Origin of the sequence: Janthinobacterium sp. (genome assembly GCF_031995485.1) — a bacterium.
Taxonomy (GTDB): Bacteria; Pseudomonadota; Gammaproteobacteria; order Burkholderiales; family Burkholderiaceae_D; genus Janthinobacterium.
Window position 1 is genome coordinate 42,705 of record NZ_DAMAGB010000010.1, and the last position, 16,906, is coordinate 59,610.

Below are 16,906 nucleotides of genomic sequence, written 5' to 3' on the forward strand. Positions count from 1 at the left end.
AAATGGGGCAAGCCGGCCAGCGCCGGACTGAGGCTGGCGCACAGGAAGCAGAATTGCATGGCTTTATCGCCGATGCTGCCTCTCACCCTGCTGGCTGGCTTGCGGTTCATGGTCAGGCCGTTGTATTGACCAGGTTGCCGCTGGACGACAGGCTGCCGCCTGCGCTGGCCGAACCGAGGCTGCCCGACAGCGCTTGCAGGAAGCTGGCCAGCTTGTCGGAACTGCCGCTGTTGGCGCTGCCGCCCAGTGCGCTCAGCAGGCTGGAAAAGCTCGACTGCAGCTCGCTCAGGCTGCTGTCGGTGGTGGCCGCGCCGTCGCTGCCGCCCGACGACGACAGTTTGGACAGCAGGCTTTGCAGGTCCGACTCGATATTGCCCGGCCCGCGCCCGCCCGCCGGTGGTGGCCCCGACGGCGGCTCGCCGCCCTCTTCGCTCTCGCCGCCGCTACTGCCGCCGCCGCTTTGCGCGCGCAGGCTGCCCATCAGCTGGTGCAGGAAGGCGCCCAGCGCCTGGCCCGCGTCCTGGGTGCCGGCGGTACCGGTCGCGGACGCATCGTCGGACGTGTCCGACTCGCCGTCGGCCACCGTGACGCCGATCGACGACAGCGCGCTGGAAATGGCGTCTAGAAAAGCCCCGTCGTCAGGCTTCGGCGGCGGCGTGCCGCCCACGCTGCTGTAGCTATTGCTGTTACTGGTGCTGCTGGTTCCGCTCAGGCGGCCAAATGCGGCCAGTTGGCTGGCGGCATTGCCGGAATTGACGGCGCTGATACTCATGGCATGCTCCCTGGACAAGAATTGATCTTATTTTTCACCGCGTGGACGGGGACCGCTGTCCGGACCCTGGCGCTCTTCCTCGCGCCGCGCGTCCACCTCTTTGCGCTGTTCCGGCGTCAGCACGGCCAGCAGCTGCTGCTCCAGCCGCGCATGCTGCAGGCTGATCTTCGCCATGGCCTGCGCCGCGCTGTTGGCCAGTGCGGCAGCCCTGGCGTCGTCATAGCTGTTGGACGCGGCCAGCTCGCGCAGTTGTTCGTGCGCCTTGAAGGCGATCTTTTGCTGTTCGCGCAGCAGCGGCGCCTGGGCGTGGGTGGCGGCAAATACCTTGTCCTGCTGCGCTTCGCTCAGTGCTACTTCGTGCAGGAAAGGCGGCAAGCCGTCGCCCAAGCCGCGGCCAGGGCCCGGCGGCGGACCTTCCATGCGCGCGCCGGGACCGAATCCGGGACCGCGGTCCGGCCCCTGCTGGGCGGAAGCTGCCAGCGGCGCGCCCAGGGCGGCGGCCAGCAGCAGGGAGATGACTGCGCTTGTCGTTGCTTGCTTCATGCTTGAATTCCTCTCGTTTCAATGAGCTTCGATTGTCCGTTGCTTGCGTGTAAAGCAACGTTAGCGCAGGGTAAAAAGATGTAAAGCCCGACGGCCGGCAAACAGGAACGCGCCTGTGTAAAAACGGGTAAAACGGCGCCGCAGGCGCCTGGCGGGCTGCTATCATGGCCGGTCACGATGGGAAACAGCAGAGAAAAGCACACGCATGAGCAAGGTATTGTTAATCGACGACGACGTCGAACTGGTCGGCATGTTCCAGGAGTATCTGGAGCAGGAAGGTTTTGAAGCGAAGGCCGTGCATGACGGCGAGCGGGGCGCGGCCGAGGCGCTGACGGGGCAATATGCGATCGCCATCCTCGATGTGATGATGCCGCGCATGAATGGCCTGGAAACCCTGCGCCGCATCCGCGCCGGCAGCCGCATGCCGATCCTGATGCTGACGGCGCGCGGCGACGATACCGACCGCATCGTCGGCCTGGAGCTGGGCGCCGACGATTACGTCACCAAGCCATGCACGCCGCGCGAGCTGACGGCCCGCATCCGCGCCATCCTGCGCCGCTCGCAGGCAGTGCCAATCGACAACTCGGCCACCGCGCCGTTGATCGTCGGCCAGCTGACCATGTGGCCGGAGCAGCGCCGCGCCGCCTGGGCCAGCGTGCCGCTGGAACTGACCAGCACGGAGTTCAACCTGCTCGAGGTGCTGGTGCGCAATGCCGGCAAGCCGGTCAGCAAGAACCAGCTGTCCGAACTGGGACTGGGCCGTCCCATGGCCCGCTTCGACCGCAATATCGACGTGCACCTGAGCAGCCTGCGCCGCAAACTCGGCAGCCTGGACGATGGCCGTTCCTGCCTGCAGACCGTCTACCGGCTTGGCTACCAGCTAATCAAGGAATAAGCGTGGGCCGCCTGTTCTGGAAGTTTTTCCTGTGTATCCTGCTGGCCCAGGTGGCCGCCACCATCGGCATCGGCGGCACTTTCTGGCTGAAAAGCCGCGCCGCCCAGCAGGCGCGCGCGCTCGACATCGATACCAGCCCGCCGGCGCAGATGGCGATCGAAGCGGCCACCGCCACGCTGGAAGCGGGCGGCAGCGCGGCGCTGCGCCAGTTCCTCGGCAAGCTCGAACGCATGCGCGTGATGGCCATCGACGGCAAGGGGCGCGAGCTGATGGGCCGTACCGTGCATCCGGCCATGCTGAACAAGGCGCGCGCGCTGCTGGAACAGGAGCAATCGCGGCCCGTCGTGCGCCAGGCCACCGGCAGCGATGGCGTGCAATATCTGCTGTTCCTGCCCACTTCCGAACATTTCCGCAACGCCGGCACCGATGCCGCCCGCGCCACGCTGAACGCGATGGGCATGGCCGGCAACCGCGCCATGCCGCAGGGTCCCCGCATGGATGGCCAGGGCATGCCGCCGCGCCAGCCGTGGCAGCCGCCTCCCGGCCAGGGGTCCGATGCGAACGGCATGCGCGACATCGCCGGCCGCGACGGCATGGGCGGCGGCATGCCGCCCGGCCCGCGCATGGACTCGCCCTACCGCACCTTTATCCCGGTTATCGCCGCCACCGCCGCCAGCCTGCTGTTTGCGTTCCTGCTGGCCTGGTATTTTTCGCGCCCGATCCGCGACTTGCGCGCCGCCTTTGAAGCGGCCTCTGGCGGCGACCTGGCGCCCCGCTTCCAGGCGGCTACCAAGCGCGGCGACGAACTGACCGACCTGGGCCGCGATTTCGACCGCATGACGGGCCGCCTGCGCAGCCTGATGGACAGCCAGACGCGGCTGCTGCACGATGTCTCCCACGAACTGCGCTCGCCGCTGGCGCGCCTGCAGGCCGCCATCGGCCTGGCCCATCAGCAGCCAGACAAGCTGGCCGCCTCGATGGACCGCATCGAACGCGAAAGCGTGCGCATGGACAAACTGGTGGGCGAACTGCTGACCCTGTCGCGCCTGGAAGCGGGCGCCGTCAACCCGCTCAATGACGACTTCAGCATCGCCGACCTGCTGCACGATATCGTGGAGGACGCCCGCTTCGAGGCCGAAACGGACCAGCGCCGCATCGGCATCACCGTCAGCGGCGAAGCCGATATCGCGCACACCGTCGTGCACGGCCAGGCGGAACTGCTGGGGCGCGCGGTGGAAAACGTGGTGCGCAATGCCATCAAGCACAGTCCCGACGCAGGCGTGGTCAGCGTGGTGCTGTCACGCCATCAGGACAGGCAGGCAATACATATCGCCGTGCTCGATCATGGTCCCGGCGTGGCCGAGGCCGACCTGGCGACCATCTTCGAACCGTTCTTCCGCTCCAGCAATACCCAGAAGTCCACCGACGGCCACGGCCTGGGACTGGCGATTGCCCAGCATGTGGTCAAGGGCCACGGCGGCAGCATCGCCGCCCGCAACCGCAGCAGCGGCGGCCTGTGCGTGGAAATCTGCTTGCCGGCCAGGCAGCCAGGCTGACGGCGCAGCCGGTCCGATTCAGGCCTGGGTGTCGATAATGCTGCCCAGCGTCGAGCTGGCGGAACGCGCCGGGCTGCTGCCCGTATCCGCACTGCTGGCCTGCTGGCTGTCCTGTTTCTGCTGCGCCTGCTGAGCGGCGGCCGCCTGCAACTGCGCGATCTGCGCCTGCAGGGCCTGGATCTGCTGCGCCAGCTGCTGCTGCAGCTTTTGCGCCGTTTCCGTCTGTTCGCCCTTCTGCGACTCCGTCAATTCCTTTTGCGCCGCCGTGATCTGCTTTTGCAAGGCGGCGATTTGCGTGGTGCTGCCGGAACTGCCGCTGCTGGCCACTGCGCTGAACGAACTGCCTGAACTGATAGCCGATACCATGATGATTGCTCCTGTCTGTTTCGATACTATAATTATCGGCAAAGTTTCCTGTAGATAAAGATGCGCAAGTGTAAAGACAGGTAAAGGGAATTGCGCGCAGGCGCTTGAAAACTGGCACACTGCTCGATTGCCCTCTCCCCGGCTGACAAACAATGACAAGCCTGCTGCCCGCCCTGCCCGACTTCCTGCCCCGCCAGCGCTTCGGGGTAACCGAATACCCGGTCCATCATGTACGCGGCGGCACCTCGACCGGCCTGGTGCTGCATGCGCGCGCCGTGCCGGCCGACCCGCTGCTGCGCGACGAACTGCTGCGCCACCTGATGGGCGTGCCGCTGGCCGGCCGCCTGCCCGGCAACCGGCAGGTCACGGGCCTGGGCCGGAGCACCCCCACCAGCAACAAGGTCTTCCTGGCCGAGGTGGAGCAGCACGAAGGCCGGCCGCGCCTGGTCAGCACGCTGGCGCAGCTGGCCAGCGAGCACGGCGACATCGACTGGAGCGTCAATTGCGGCAATATGTCGTCCAGCCTGCAGCTGTGGGGCCTGGACAGCGGCGTGATCGAGGCGCTGGCGATCGGCACGCACGAGGTCGATATCCGCAATACCAATACGGGCGTGGTCACCACCTCGCGCATGACGCGGCTGGAAGATGGCAGCTTTGCCGCTGCGGCGATACCCGGCGTGGCAGGCAGCTTTCCCGCGGTCGACCTGTTCCTGCACCACCCGGTGGGCAGCAAGACGGGACAGCTGCTGCCCACCGGTGCCGCCAGCGATATGGTCGCCGGCCATACGGTGTCCTGCGTGGACGTGGCCGTGCCGATGGTGATGGCGCTGGCCAGCGAGTTCGGCAAGACAGCGCAGGAATCGATCGCCGAGCTGGAAGCGGACGCCGCGTTCATGCAGGCAATACGGCGCGTATGGAGCGAGGCCGGACTGTTGATGGGCTTGAGGAAGCGCGACGGCACGCTGTTGAGCCTGGCGGAGCTCGAATGCAGCGAAACGATACCGAAGTTCTGCATCGTGGGGCCGGCGGCAGCTGGCGGCAATATCGCCGTGCGCTACTTTACGCCGCAATCGGGCCACGCCTCGCTGGCCGTATCGGGTGGCTGCTGCCTGGCGGCCGCCTGCCTGATTCCGGGCACGGTGGCGCACGGCGTCGCGCAAGGCATGTCAGTGGTGGGAACGGAGTATGACTATCATGCGGTCGGCATCGACAATCCGGCAGGCAGGCTGGACACCACTATCGTGGCGCGCCAGCGGCAAGACAGCATGGGCATGACGCTCGGCATCCTGAGCGCCGCCTACCGGCGCAGCGCGCAGATCCTGCTGCGCGGGCACATGCCCTTGTACCAGCCGTCGCCCGAACTGGCGGCCTGGCTGGCAAGGAGGTAACTTACGCCTTCGGCAGGGTGACGCCGCTCTGGCCCTGGTATTTGCCGTCGCGGTCCTTGTACGAGGTCTCGCACACTTCATCGCTTTCAAAGAACAGTACCTGCGCGCAGCCTTCGCCGGCGTAGATTTTTGCCGGCAGCGGCGTGGTGTTGGAAAACTCCAGCGTCACATAGCCTTCCCATTCCGGCTCGAACGGCGTCACGTTGACGATGATGCCGCAGCGTGCGTAGGTCGACTTGCCCAGGCAGATCGTCAGCACGCTGCGTGGAATGCGGAAGTATTCGATGGTGCGGGCCAGCGCGAACGAATTCGGCGGAATGATGCAGACATCGCTTTTCACGTCGACAAACGAGTTCGAATCGAAGTTTTTCGGATCGACGATGGTGCTGTTGATGTTCGTGAAAATCTTGAACTCGTCGGCGCAGCGGATGTCATAGCCATACGACGAGGTGCCGTAGGAAATGACTTTGCGGCCATCGACGGCGCGCACCTGGTTGGGCTCGAACGGCTCGATCATGCCCGTCTGTTCCGCCATGCGGCGTATCCATTTATCGCTTTTAATCGTCATCGCTGGGGCATCTTTCTAGAATATCGGAATGGCTGGGGCGCGCCGCCCGGAGGGGCGCGGCCCGGATGGCAGGATTTTACGCGAAAACCCGCTGCCGTTGGCCCCTGCGCATGGAAATTCGTGCCATGCGTCAGCGTTTTTCCAGCAAGGCCGAAATCATCTCATGCACCACCGTTGCCGTCAGTCCGGGCGACTCCATCGGGAACAGATGGCCGCCCGGCACCTGGCGGAAAAACTTGCCCACCAGTTTTTTCGTCGCCGCCAGCCCCGCCTGCCGGCACTCGACCGAGTCGAGGCCGCCGATAAAGCCGACCGGCACCGGAAAGTCCCCTTTGACCAGCCCGCCGATATGGTGCGGCAAGCCGCGGTACACATCCGTTTCCACTTCGCGCGTAAAGCGCAGCTGCACGCCATCGGGATGCGGCGCCAGCCCGCTGTCGATATAGTCGCGCAGCACCTGCGGCGCCCAGACGGAAAAAATATCCTTGGCGGCAAAATGCTCGTAGGCCGACTGCGCATCGGGCCAGACCTTGCGGCGCCGCGCCGAAAACCGCGCCGGCGAAAAACGCTCGCCGATGGTGGTGTTCCTGGCCAGCCGCACGAACAGCGCGCGCCAGCCCGCCACCACGGGCGAATCGAGCAGCACCACGCAGCGCACCAGGTCCGGCCGCTGCCGCGCCGCCATCACGCTCAGCATGCCGCCCAGCGAATGGCCGACCAGGATCACGGGCGCGCTGTAGCGGCGTTCCAGGTCATCGGTCAGCTCGCGCACCAGCTCGGGCCAGCCGGCACTGACGGGATAGCGCGGGTCGTGGCCGTGCATGTCCAGCGCCTGTACCTGATAATGTTCTTCGAGCAGCGCGAACAGCTGGCGGTAGGTGCCGGCCGGATAACTGTTGGCGTGGGCAAAATGAAGCTGCGGTCGTGTCATGGTGGCGTTTGCTCGGCAATGCGATGGCTGATTGTAATGGCAGGCCGGCAAGATGGATCAGAGCACTTGCTCTAATTGCCGGGAGAGCTGCGCCATGCCCGGCACGAACGACGCCAGCACTGCCCCCAGTTCGGCAACCGATTCCACCACGCAAAAAGCGCCGTCGAACGCATGATGGCGGTTCATGTGGTTGCGCACGATAATGCATTCGAGTCCCGCCGCCTGGGCGGCGCGCAGGCCGCGCGGCGCATCCTCGACCGCCACGCAAGCGCTGGCGGGCAGGCCCAGGCGCTGCAAACCGGCCAGGTAGCCATCGGGGGCCGGCTTGCTCTCGGCATAGCTTTCGCGCGTCAGCGCAAAATCGAGATGCTCGCGCAGGCCGCCGGCAGCATGGCTGAGCTCGAAATGTTCGCGGTAGGCGCTGGTCACCACGCCCATCGCCACATGGGGCCGCAGGCTGCCCAGCACCTCGGCCATGCCCGGGATAATCAACTGCCGCGCCTGGCGCAGCCGTTCGGCAAACAGCTGCTGGCGCCGCGCGCGCAGGCGGTCGACCAGGCTGATATCGTGGCCCTGCCGCAGCAGCAGATGCCAGGCGCCATAGTGATTGTCGAGAAACCAGTCGAAAAACTGTTTCGGCGTCAGCTCGATACCATAGGGCAGCAGCACCTCGCGGTTGCTTTCATAAAACAGCTGCTCCGTATTGACCAGCACGCCATCGTTATCCCACAGCACGCCCTCGATGGTTTTCATGGCAGTTCTGCTTGCAGACGCTTACTTGAAGAAAATATCGTAGGACAGCTTGAGTATCAGCATCACCAGCAGCACCAGGAACAGCACCCGCACAAAGGCGGCGCCACGGCGCACGGCAATCCAGGTCCCCGTCAGCGCGCCCAGGATATTGCATACCGCCATCGGCGCGGCCACTGCATACACGACGTGTCCGGCAGGAATAAAGAAGGCCAGCGCGGCCACGTTGGTGGCGATATTGACCAGTTTCGAGCAGGCCGAAGCGAGAATGAAGTCGAAGCCGAACACGCGGATAAACAGGAAAATCAGGAAGCTGCCCGTGCCCGGCCCGAACAGGCCGTCATAAAAACCGATGGCGCCGCCGATGATCACGGCCAGGATGCGCTCGCGCGGTCCCACCGTGCGCGCTTCGCGCAGGCTGCCGAAGTCCTTCTTGATAAAGGTGTAGATCGCCATGATGATGATCAAAACCAGCACCATCGGCCGCACCACCTGCTGCGGCACATACGACACGGCCGCCGCGCCGAGGAACGACATGGCAAACGCGGCAGCCACGGCCGGCAGCACCAGCAGCCACGGCACATGCACCTTGCCGATAAACGAGCGCGCCGCGAACGTGGTGCCGCAGGCCGACGCCAGCTTGTTGGTGCCCAGCAGGGACGTCGAGGCCATGTTCGGCATCAGGTTGAACAGGGCCGGCAGCTGGATCAGCCCGCCCCCGCCCACGGCAGCATCGATCAGGCCGGCAAAGAAGGCAAACAAGCACAGCAGTGAAATGGTCAGCATGGCGGTCACGGTAGGATGGGAACAGCAGGCAGTATAGGCGCGCCAGATTTTTCTGGATGCAACTTCATATTGCGGAAAGCGCAATCAGGCATAACGCTTGACGAAATGGCGGCCAATACGGTCTACTGCCCTTTTATGCTGCCGGGAGCACGAATGTCGATCAAGCTGATGTGGGAAATCCGCGCCTTTTGCACGGTGGTCGAGAAGCGCAGTTTCGTGCATGCCGCGCGCATGCTGGGCCGCTCGCCGTCGGCCGTCACGCGCGCCATCCAGTTCTTGGAGGAGGCGATCGGCGCCGAGCTGATCCTGCGCACGCAAAAACAGTTCACGCTGACAAACGCCGGCGAAACCTATTACGCCTCGGCCAGGCATCTGCTGGAAACGCAGGCCGAAGCGGAAGACCAGCTGGCCGAACTGAGCAACTCCCCGCAAGGCTGGGTGCGCATCTCGGCGCCCGAAATCCTATCGCTGGGCTTCCTGCCGAAACTGGTGGCGCAGTTCTCGCGCGACTACCCGAACGTTTCGGTCGATATCCACTTTTCGGACAAATCGATCGACCCGATCCAGGAAAAGCTCGACTTCGCCATCCGCGGCGCCTTCCCGCAGTCCAGCGAGCTGATCGGCTACCCCCTGTGGAACTACCGCCGCTACATGTACGCCGCGCCCGACTACGTGGAGCGCATGGGCGCGCCCGCCGAGCCGGAAGAGCTGGCCTTTCACGACGTCATCATGCACTCCGCCCCCCGCATCCTGCGCGACTGGCATTTTGTTTGCGGCGAGCGCAACGTGCGCTACCAGGTCCAGCCCCGCTTTCGCTTCACGTCCGGCATCGCCACCTTCCAGGCCGCGCTGGAAGGCGCCGGCATCGCCCGGCTGGCCAGCTGGCTGGCGGAGCCGGCGGTGGCCAGCGGCGGGCTGGTGCGCGTTTGTCCGGCGTACCGGCTGACCTCGTCAAAGGAACTCGATCCCAGCATGCATGCGGTGTATGGCACGTCGCGGATGGCCAAGGGGGCAAGGCTGTTTCTCGAGTACGTGAAGCAACGGGGGCTGGAGATACCGGATGAGCGAGCGCAGCTGGCTGAAAGTTAACGCCCATGCCAGTACCGTGGACGGCTGCGGCGATACTGCTCGACAGCGAGCGCCTCCCCGAACGCCATCATTACCGCGCCTGCGACATCGGTACGCAGCCTGGCGATCCCCATCTGCCCATACCGCTGATACACCTCCGCCTTCGGATGCCGATAACGGTTGCGATGCCCCACCTGGAAAATCGCCAGCGACGGCTCGACCGCATTCAAGAACGCCTGCGTAGACGAGGTGCCGCTGCCATGATGCGGCGCCAGCAGTACGTCGGCCGCCAGCGCCGCGCGCGAACGCATGTAAAGCTCGCCTTCCTGCGCCGCCTCGATATCGCCGGCCAAGAGAATCGCATGCCGGCCGGCCGTAATTTTCACGGTACAGCTGCGGGCGTTCGGTTTCAGGGCGATATCGTGATGAGCCTCAAGCAAGGGATGCAGCATCTCGAAGCGCACGCCTTCCCAGCTCCAGCGCTGGCCCGCCACGCAGCGCATGTGCGGGCGAGCCAGCCGGCGCTGGAAGGCGACGGCCGGGTGGCCATCGGGCAAGGACGACGACAGCCAGCCCACCGGCACATTTTTCAGCAGGGAGATCGCGCCGCCCGCATGGTCGGTATCGCTGTGCGAAATGATCAGGCCATCGAGCTGGCCGATGCCGCGTGCGCGCAGGTACGGCACGATCACGCGGCTGGCGCCGTCGGAGTCCAGGCCATACGCCGGCCCCGTGTCGTACAGCAGCCGGTGCTGGTGCGTTTCCACCAGCAGCGCCATGCCCTGCCCCACGTCAAAGGCGGTGACCCACAGCTGGCCCGGTGGCGGACTCGATGGCAAGGCCGTCAGCAGCGGGATCCAGCTAAGCATGCCGGCCCAGCGGTGCGGCCAGCCGCGCGGCGCCAGCAGCCAGGCCGTGCCGAACAGGGCCCAGCAAAAACTCCACGCGGGCGGCGCCGGTGCGGTCCAGACGGCGAAGCGGCGCGCACCCAGCCAGTCGAGCACCTGCGCCAGCATCTGCACCAGAAAATGCGCCAGCAGCAGCACCCCGTCGCACAAGGGCGCGGGCAGCAGGCTGCCCAGCAGCGACAGGGGCGTCACCAGCAGGCTGATAACGGGAATCGCCAGCGCATTGGCGACCGGGGAGACCAGCGACACCTGCGAGAACAGCAGCATGGTCAGCGGCACCAGTCCCACCGTTACCACATATTGCGTGTGGGCGCCCAATGCCAGCGCAGTTCTTGCCCGCTGCCAGCGGCTGGCATCAGCTTGCACATGGAGCGCAGTGCGGCCCACGGTGGCATATAAAATCGTCGCCACCGCCCCGAACGACAGCCAGAAACCGGGCCACAGCACGGCCCACGGGTCAAGCAGCACCACCACGCCCAGCGCAAGGCACAGCACATGGGTAATGCTGGTGATGCGCCCCAGCCACAACGCCAGCGCCACCACGGCCAGCATGTACAAGGTGCGCTGGGCCGGCACGCCGAAGCCGGCCAGCAGCACATACAGCAAGGCGGTCACGGCACCGGCCAGCGCGGCCACTTTTTGCGCGGGCAGGATCAGCGGCAGTTGCCGGCCGGTGAAAAACGAGCGCCGCCACAAGGCGCCCGCGCCCAGCGCAAACATGCCTGCGATCATGGTGATATGGAGGCCCGAAATGGAAATCAGGTGGCTCACGCCCGTGCGATTAAACACCTGCCAGTCCGACTGGGGAATCGCGCGCTGGTCACCCACCACCAGCGCAACGATCACGCCCGCATACTCTTTTCCCTGCAGGCTGCGCAGGATGCGCGAGCGCAGCGCCGCGCGGCTGGCCTGCACCACGTTATTGAAACCGGGTACAAAGCTGTCCAGGCGTACATTGGGCGTAGCGAGGCGCGGCGCCGGCCGCACATGGCCGGTGGCGCGCACGCCCTGCTCCAGCTGCCACACTTCATAGTCAAAGCCATGCGGATTCGCATTGCCGTGCGGACGCTGCAGGCGCACCGTCAACTGCCAGCGTTCACCGGGCTGCACGTCGCCCACGTCATTGGTGACTTCATCGCGAAAACCGGCATACCAGGACAGCGCGATCAGCGGCGGAACGGCGGCGCCGGCCGCACTGTCCACCGCAAAATTGAAGCGCACGCCCTGCTGGAACTGGTAGGGCAGGCTGGCCACGGTACCAATGATCGTGATGTCGCGGCCTTCGTCGGCCAGCGCCAGCTGGGGTGCGAGCGCCAGTTGCGCCAGCCAGGCGGACCAGTAAAAACCCAGGGCCGCGCCGCAAGCGAGGCAGGCGCCGGCGCGCACCAGCCGGCCACGGCATTGCCAGAGCAGCGCGCCGGCCAGGCCGGCGACAAGCAGCAAGGCCAGCGCCGGATACGGCGGCAGACTCGCCTGCGTCTGCAGCCATGCGGCACCAAAGGCAAAGGCAAGCAGGAAGAGGCGCATGACGGTTGGGCGGCAGTCGGGTAGCGAGCCGCCTACTGTAGCCCTTCCGGCACGGGCCGGGTTTGCGCCAGATCATCGCTGTCCGGCACGGTATAATCGACCCCGCATCCCTACACCCAGGCTTTCCATGACTTCCTCCGCTTTACCTGCAACCAACCCTGACGACCTCGCCGAAGACAACAACGACGCCACCCTGGTCCAGGAACTGGGCGAACTGGCCGCGCATGTGCGGCTGGTCAAAATGGAAGGCCGCGTGTTCGTGCGCTTTTCGGGCGAAGTGCGGGCCGGCGGCTTGCGCGTGCCGTATGCGCTGGTGCCCGCGCAAGGCGTGCTGGCGCGGCCGGCCAAGTGGCGCAAGATGGACCGCGACGCGAAACTGGCGCTGGTGCGCGAGCGCGCCAGCGCGGCCGTCTTCGAGGAGCTGCGCCGGCATGTGACCGATTTCGTGGCCGATATCGCCGGCCAGAGCGAGGATGTCGATGCCGACCCGATGCTGTTCCTGCATACGCTGGACGACATGCAGACGTCGGAGCCGGCCGGCATGGTGTTCGACCGCATCCGCCAGCGCTTCAACCACGCCATCGAGCGCCAGCAGGAAGAGCAGCATGCGGCGCGCACGCGCCAGAGCATCAACCTGGCCGAATATCCGGCTTCGTTCGAGATGGCGCGCCGGCTGCCGCGCCGCTTTGTCGCGCTGCTCGGCCCCACCAACTCGGGCAAGACGCACCGCGCGATGGAAGCGCTGGCGAAAGCCAAAAGCGGCATCTATCTCGCTCCCCTGCGCCTGCTGGCGCTGGAAAACTACGAGCGCTTGCAGGAAGCGCGGCCGCACGGCAAACCGCTGGCAGTCAATCTGATCACCGGCGAAGAGCGCCGCACGGTCGATGGCGCCACCCATGTGGCCAGCACGGTGGAAATGCTGGACACGAAAACCATGGTCGACGTGGCCGTGATCGATGAAATCCAGATGCTGGCGGACCCGGACCGGGGCGCCGCCTGGACCGCAGCCGTCTGCGGCGCCCCGGCGCATACCGTCTACCTGGTCGGCGCACCGGAAGCGCGGCGCGCGATCGAGGCGCTGGCCGAGCGGCTGGAATGCCCGCTCGAAGTGCATGTACTGAAACGCATGGCGCCGCTGTCGATGGAGCCGACGGCCGTGCGCAAGGTGCGCAACCTGCGCCGCGGCGACGCAGTGATCGCGTTTTCGCGCCGAGAAGTGCTGATGTGGCGCGACATGATCACGGAGACCGGGCTGTCGGTGGCCACCGTCTACGGCAACCTGTCGCCTGAAGTGCGGCGCGCGCAGGCGCAGCGTTTTCGCGACGGGACGGCCGATATCGTGGTCGGCACCGATGCGCTGGCGATGGGCCTGAACATGCCGATCGCGCGCATCGTGATGACCACCAGCGTCAAATACAATGGCCGCGAAGAGGAAGAGATTTCGGCCGCGCTGGCGCGCCAGATCGCCGGGCGGGCGGGCCGCTACGGCGTGCATGAAGAAGGCCTGGTGGCCGGCTACGACAACGAGACGCATGAAGTGATGCGCGCGCTGCTCAAGGAAAAGCTGCATCCGCTCAATACCAGCGGCTTTGCCGTGGCGCCATCGCTCGAGCATCTGCACCGCATTTCGTCGGTGACGGGCGAGCAGTCGCTGAGCAAACTTCTGCGCCGCTTTATCCACAATATCGACGTGCCGGACGGCTTTTTCTTCCCGCGCATTACCGAAGACCAGAAGGAGCGCGCCATCTGGCTCGACACGCTGCCCTTGTCCGTGGCCGACAAGTTCACGCTGTCGCTGGTGCCCATTTCCAGCAAGGTGCCGTCACTGCAGACGGCGTGGGAGCACTGGGCGAAGAATCTGTCGCTGGGTAAAACCAGCACGCTGCGCCAGCATGCGTACGGCGGCGGCACGCAGAACCTGCAGCAGGTGGAAGACACCTGCCGCTACTACTCGGCCTATGCCTGGCTCAGCTACCGCCTGCCCGAGTTCTTCCCCGATATCGAGGTGGCGCAAAACCTGTCGCGCGACGCATCCGAGCGCGTGGACTCCATCCTGCGCGCACATAATGCGGCCTCGCGCGGGCGCAGCAAAAAGTTTCGCGCGTAGCGCTCATGCCATTAAGCCGGCGGATTTTGCGCTCACCCCTGACGGCAAAATACCGGGGTCGGACCCTGAGGGTCCGACCCCGGAATTTGCTTTTTGGGTTTAAAACTCGTCAACTTGATGGCGCGGCTATTTATCTTAACTCCCAGAACCAGACTTCGTCGCAGGTCCAGTAGCATTCCGAGCCGCACACCTTGACGCCGGTCGACGGCAGCAGGATATCGATATGCCCCCCGGTGCCGCCCAGGTAGCCGGGGATGCGGAAAAACGCCACGATGCCCATGCGGTTGCCGATGCCGGCAATCGCTTCGTCCCTGGCAAATTTTTCGGGCGCCCCGAACATCGACGGGCTGGCCAGCATGTTGGCCAGCCTGGCCTGGCCCGGCTCGATCCAGGCGCCCTTGAACGGTCCCTTGTTGATCGTCATGCGGCCCTTGAGCCTGACGCCGCACTTGATTAAAGCCAGGCTGATGCGAATTGCGCAGGTGTTGGCGAAGCTGTCCTTGCCGATCAGGTCCTGCCAGCCGATTTCGCGAAACAGCGTGGCCTGGTCCACGGCCGCCACGCTGTAGTAATTTTCACGCAACTTCATGAATGCAGGTTTCACGTCAACCTCCCGGTTTTGGTGGGTTGGTACAGGGAAAGTGCCGGGCCAGGATGGTCAGCGCCAGGCGCGCCGCGTCGCCCTGCCGTTGTTGTTCGGAGAGTGTTTTCAGGCCGGCGATCACGATACCGTCCAGTTCCACGGACTTGACACGGCCCGTGTCGCACCACAGCCGGCCCTGCGCGGCATCGGCCACGCCGGCCAGGTAGCCTTTGACGTAGCGCGGGTCCTGATCGAGATGGGCGAGCAGCTGCGCGGCGCTCAGGCGCGGCGCGGTCGAGTAGATCGGATACGCCTGGGCGTTGAAAAAACAGAATGCGGCAAGGAGAAAAAAAAGTCGCATGGCGGGCGTCGCAATGGGCATCCACCGATTGTAGGCAGCGCGACCTGCCGCGCACTGAGCGAAGTCAAGCATGGACGGCATCGCCCTCCAGCCTGTAGAATCAGGGCCGCCGGAAATACCAAGGGGTTTTCCGCGCCTTTGGGTCAGCCAACGCAGCACAGCCAGCCTGCAATCGACATACGCCGTCCCCTGGCCCTGGATCCCCGTGCTCACACACTATTACCGAGAACTGTTGAATTTCCTGTCGCGCGCCGTCAATGACCGCCATGCGGCGGCTGACCTGGCGCAGGAAAGCTACGTGCGCGTGCTGGCCTTGCAGCAGTCGGGCGAGCAGGTGATCGAGCCGCGCGCCCTGCTCTACCGCACCGCGCGCAACCTGGTGATCGACCGGCACCGCCGCAGCGCCGTGCGTGGCCAAGGGTCAGACACCATGGAAGACGATGGCGACGGTGCGGCCGATATCTTCGCCACGCTGGCCGCGCCTGCCGCCAGCGAGCCGGAAACGGCCGCCATGTCGGCGCAGGCCGTTGAAGCCATGCTGGCCGTGATAGCCGAGCTGCCGCTGCGCTGCCGCGAAGCGTTTATCCTGCATAAATTCGACGGCCTGTCGCAAGCCGAGGTAGCGCGCCGCATGGGCATTTCCGTCACCATGGTCGAACGCCATATCAAGCTGGCCATGCAGGCCTGCCGCCGCTGCCAGGATGCGCAGGACGGCGCGTCCTCCTCTCCACGTCCCTGAGCCAGCCATGAACCAGCCATCGCCATCCGATACTCCCCAGAGCGCCGTCGACCAGCAGGCGCTGGACTGGTTCGTGCGCCGCGAGCGCAGCTTGACTGCCGGGGAAGCGGCGCAATTCGAGGCCTGGCTGGCGCTGGACGACGCGCACGGCGCCGCGTATGCGCGCTGGCATGGCGACTGGACGCGGCTCGATGCCTTGCCGGCGGACGGCATCGCACAGCTGCGGCGCCAGCTGGCGGTGGATCAGGCAGCTGCCAGCGTCCCTGTTTCCGCGTCGCGGCGCGACTGGTTCAAGGCCATGGCGCGCCGCGCCGCGCTGGCCACGCTGGCGCTATCGGCCACCGGCGGCGGCTACCTGGCCTGGCAGCACTGGCAGCGGCAGCCGGTCTACACGGCCAGTTTTGCCAGCGCACGGGGGCAGCAGCAGGCCGTCACCCTGCCCGACGGCAGCGTGCTGCGGCTCGACACCGCCACCCGCGTCAACATCACCCTGTACCGGCAGCGCCGCGAAGTGCGGCTGCTCGAAGGCCAGGCCGTGTTCCAGGTGCACGGCGATACCGCGCGGCCGTTCGACGTGTTGGCTGGCGCCATGCGCATCACGGTGGTCGGCACGCGCTTTTCAGTGCGCCATACTCCAGGCACCGGCAGCGTCGACGACGTGCGGGTGGAAGTGGAGGAAGGCCGCGTGCGCGTGGCGCGCAGCAGCACTCTCGACAATGCACCGTTTGTCACTTTGGGTGCCGGCCAGCGCATCGCCGCCGACCGGGCCGGCCGGCTCGGTGAAATCAAGCCCGTAACGCAGAGCGGCATCGCGCCGTGGCGCGAGGGACGGGTCAATTTCGACGACACGCCACTGGCAGAGGTGCTGGCCGAATTCGCGCGCTATCGCCATACCGGCCTGGTGCTGCGCGACGCGCGGGTGGCGCAGCTGCGGGTAACGGGCAGCTTCGATCCCCTGCGGCTCGATAACTTCCTGCGCGTGCTGCCGCGCGTGCTGCCGGTGCAGTTGCGCCGCGAGGGCGGCGTCACCGAAATTGCGGCACTTTAATTAAAAAAAT

The 16,906-nt window shown here is 65.7% G+C and carries 17 protein-coding genes; 7 read left to right on the forward strand and 10 right to left on the reverse strand.

Going from position 1 to position 16,906, the window contains the following annotated elements; all coding sequences use genetic code 11:
- Positions 1–112: 112 nt before the first annotated feature.
- The gene (locus RTQ46_RS09145) at positions 113–772 is read right to left on the reverse strand and encodes a hypothetical protein (protein ID WP_312436050.1); all 660 of its coding nucleotides are present in this window, start codon (positions 770–772) and stop codon (positions 113–115) included.
- A 27-nt stretch (positions 773–799) separates the two neighbouring features.
- Positions 800–1,315 (reverse strand): Spy/CpxP family protein refolding chaperone, encoded by a 516-nt coding sequence (locus RTQ46_RS09150; RefSeq protein WP_312436052.1) that lies wholly within the window; start codon positions 1,313–1,315, stop codon positions 800–802.
- A 205-nt stretch (positions 1,316–1,520) separates the two neighbouring features.
- Between RTQ46_RS09150 and RTQ46_RS09155 the strand changes: the two genes are divergently transcribed.
- Both RTQ46_RS09155 and RTQ46_RS09160 read left to right on the forward strand, forming a co-directional pair.
- A complete protein-coding gene (locus tag RTQ46_RS09155; RefSeq protein ID WP_312436054.1) occupies positions 1,521–2,210 on the forward strand; it encodes a response regulator transcription factor in 690 nt (229 codons plus the stop codon).
- A 2-nt stretch (positions 2,211–2,212) separates the two neighbouring features.
- Positions 2,213–3,766, forward strand: a complete 1,554-nt coding sequence (locus RTQ46_RS09160) for an ATP-binding protein (RefSeq protein WP_312436055.1) — start codon at positions 2,213–2,215, stop codon at positions 3,764–3,766.
- Positions 3,767–3,784: 18 nt separating this feature from the next.
- Here the strand turns inward: RTQ46_RS09160 and RTQ46_RS09165 are convergent, their stop codons facing one another.
- Positions 3,785–4,132 (reverse strand): FlxA-like family protein, encoded by a 348-nt coding sequence (locus tag RTQ46_RS09165; RefSeq protein ID WP_312436056.1) that lies wholly within the window; start codon positions 4,130–4,132, stop codon positions 3,785–3,787.
- Positions 4,133–4,284: 152 nt separating this feature from the next.
- On the opposite strand from RTQ46_RS09165, the gene RTQ46_RS09170 reads away from it, so the two are divergent.
- Positions 4,285–5,520, forward strand: coding sequence for a PrpF domain-containing protein (locus RTQ46_RS09170; RefSeq protein ID WP_312436057.1), 1,236 nt, complete (start codon positions 4,285–4,287; stop codon positions 5,518–5,520).
- A 1-nt stretch (position 5,521) separates the two neighbouring features.
- Here the strand turns inward: RTQ46_RS09170 and dcd are convergent, their stop codons facing one another.
- The 4 genes from dcd to RTQ46_RS09190 all read right to left on the reverse strand — a co-directional run bounded on the left by dcd (position 5,522) and on the right by RTQ46_RS09190 (position 8,555).
- Entirely contained in the window at positions 5,522–6,088 is a 567-nt protein-coding gene (gene dcd, locus RTQ46_RS09175; protein WP_065309048.1) for a dCTP deaminase, read from the reverse strand.
- A gap of 130 nt (positions 6,089–6,218) precedes the next feature.
- The gene (locus RTQ46_RS09180; protein ID WP_312436060.1) at positions 6,219–7,019 is read right to left on the reverse strand and encodes an alpha/beta hydrolase; all 801 of its coding nucleotides are present in this window, start codon (positions 7,017–7,019) and stop codon (positions 6,219–6,221) included.
- Positions 7,020–7,076: 57 nt separating this feature from the next.
- Positions 7,077–7,772, reverse strand: coding sequence for an HAD family phosphatase (locus RTQ46_RS09185; protein WP_312436061.1), 696 nt, complete (start codon positions 7,770–7,772; stop codon positions 7,077–7,079).
- A gap of 21 nt (positions 7,773–7,793) precedes the next feature.
- Complete coding sequence (locus tag RTQ46_RS09190) at positions 7,794–8,555, reverse strand: sulfite exporter TauE/SafE family protein (RefSeq protein ID WP_312436062.1); 762 nt, start codon at positions 8,553–8,555, stop codon at positions 7,794–7,796.
- 153 nt (positions 8,556–8,708) lie between these two features.
- Between RTQ46_RS09190 and RTQ46_RS09195 the strand changes: the two genes are divergently transcribed.
- Positions 8,709–9,644, forward strand: coding sequence for a LysR substrate-binding domain-containing protein (locus tag RTQ46_RS09195; RefSeq protein WP_312436063.1), 936 nt, complete (start codon positions 8,709–8,711; stop codon positions 9,642–9,644).
- Here the strand turns inward: RTQ46_RS09195 and RTQ46_RS09200 are convergent.
- Positions 9,641–12,058 (reverse strand): DNA internalization-related competence protein ComEC/Rec2, encoded by a 2,418-nt coding sequence (locus RTQ46_RS09200; RefSeq protein WP_312436064.1) that lies wholly within the window; start codon positions 12,056–12,058, stop codon positions 9,641–9,643. The two genes, RTQ46_RS09195 and RTQ46_RS09200, sit on opposite strands and share 4 nt — an antisense overlap.
- 127 nt (positions 12,059–12,185) lie before the next feature.
- Here RTQ46_RS09200 and RTQ46_RS09205 point away from each other — a divergent pair, with 127 nt between their 5' ends.
- Positions 12,186–14,165, forward strand: coding sequence for a helicase-related protein (locus tag RTQ46_RS09205; protein WP_312436065.1), 1,980 nt, complete (start codon positions 12,186–12,188; stop codon positions 14,163–14,165).
- Between the two features lie 130 nt (positions 14,166–14,295).
- On the opposite strand, the gene RTQ46_RS09210 is transcribed toward RTQ46_RS09205, so the two are convergent.
- Entirely contained in the window at positions 14,296–14,754 is a 459-nt protein-coding gene (locus RTQ46_RS09210) for a T6SS effector amidase Tae4 family protein (RefSeq protein ID WP_312436066.1), read from the reverse strand.
- A gap of 16 nt (positions 14,755–14,770) precedes the next feature.
- Positions 14,771–15,109 (reverse strand): Rap1a/Tai family immunity protein, encoded by a 339-nt coding sequence (locus RTQ46_RS09215; protein ID WP_312436067.1) that lies wholly within the window; start codon positions 15,107–15,109, stop codon positions 14,771–14,773.
- Between the two features lie 205 nt (positions 15,110–15,314).
- Between RTQ46_RS09215 and RTQ46_RS09220 the strand changes: the two genes are divergently transcribed.
- Positions 15,315–15,848 (forward strand): sigma-70 family RNA polymerase sigma factor, encoded by a 534-nt coding sequence (locus tag RTQ46_RS09220; RefSeq protein ID WP_312436068.1) that lies wholly within the window; start codon positions 15,315–15,317, stop codon positions 15,846–15,848.
- A gap of 7 nt (positions 15,849–15,855) precedes the next feature.
- The gene (locus tag RTQ46_RS09225; protein ID WP_312436069.1) at positions 15,856–16,896 is read left to right on the forward strand and encodes a FecR domain-containing protein; all 1,041 of its coding nucleotides are present in this window, start codon (positions 15,856–15,858) and stop codon (positions 16,894–16,896) included.
- Positions 16,897–16,906 lie beyond the last annotated feature (10 nt).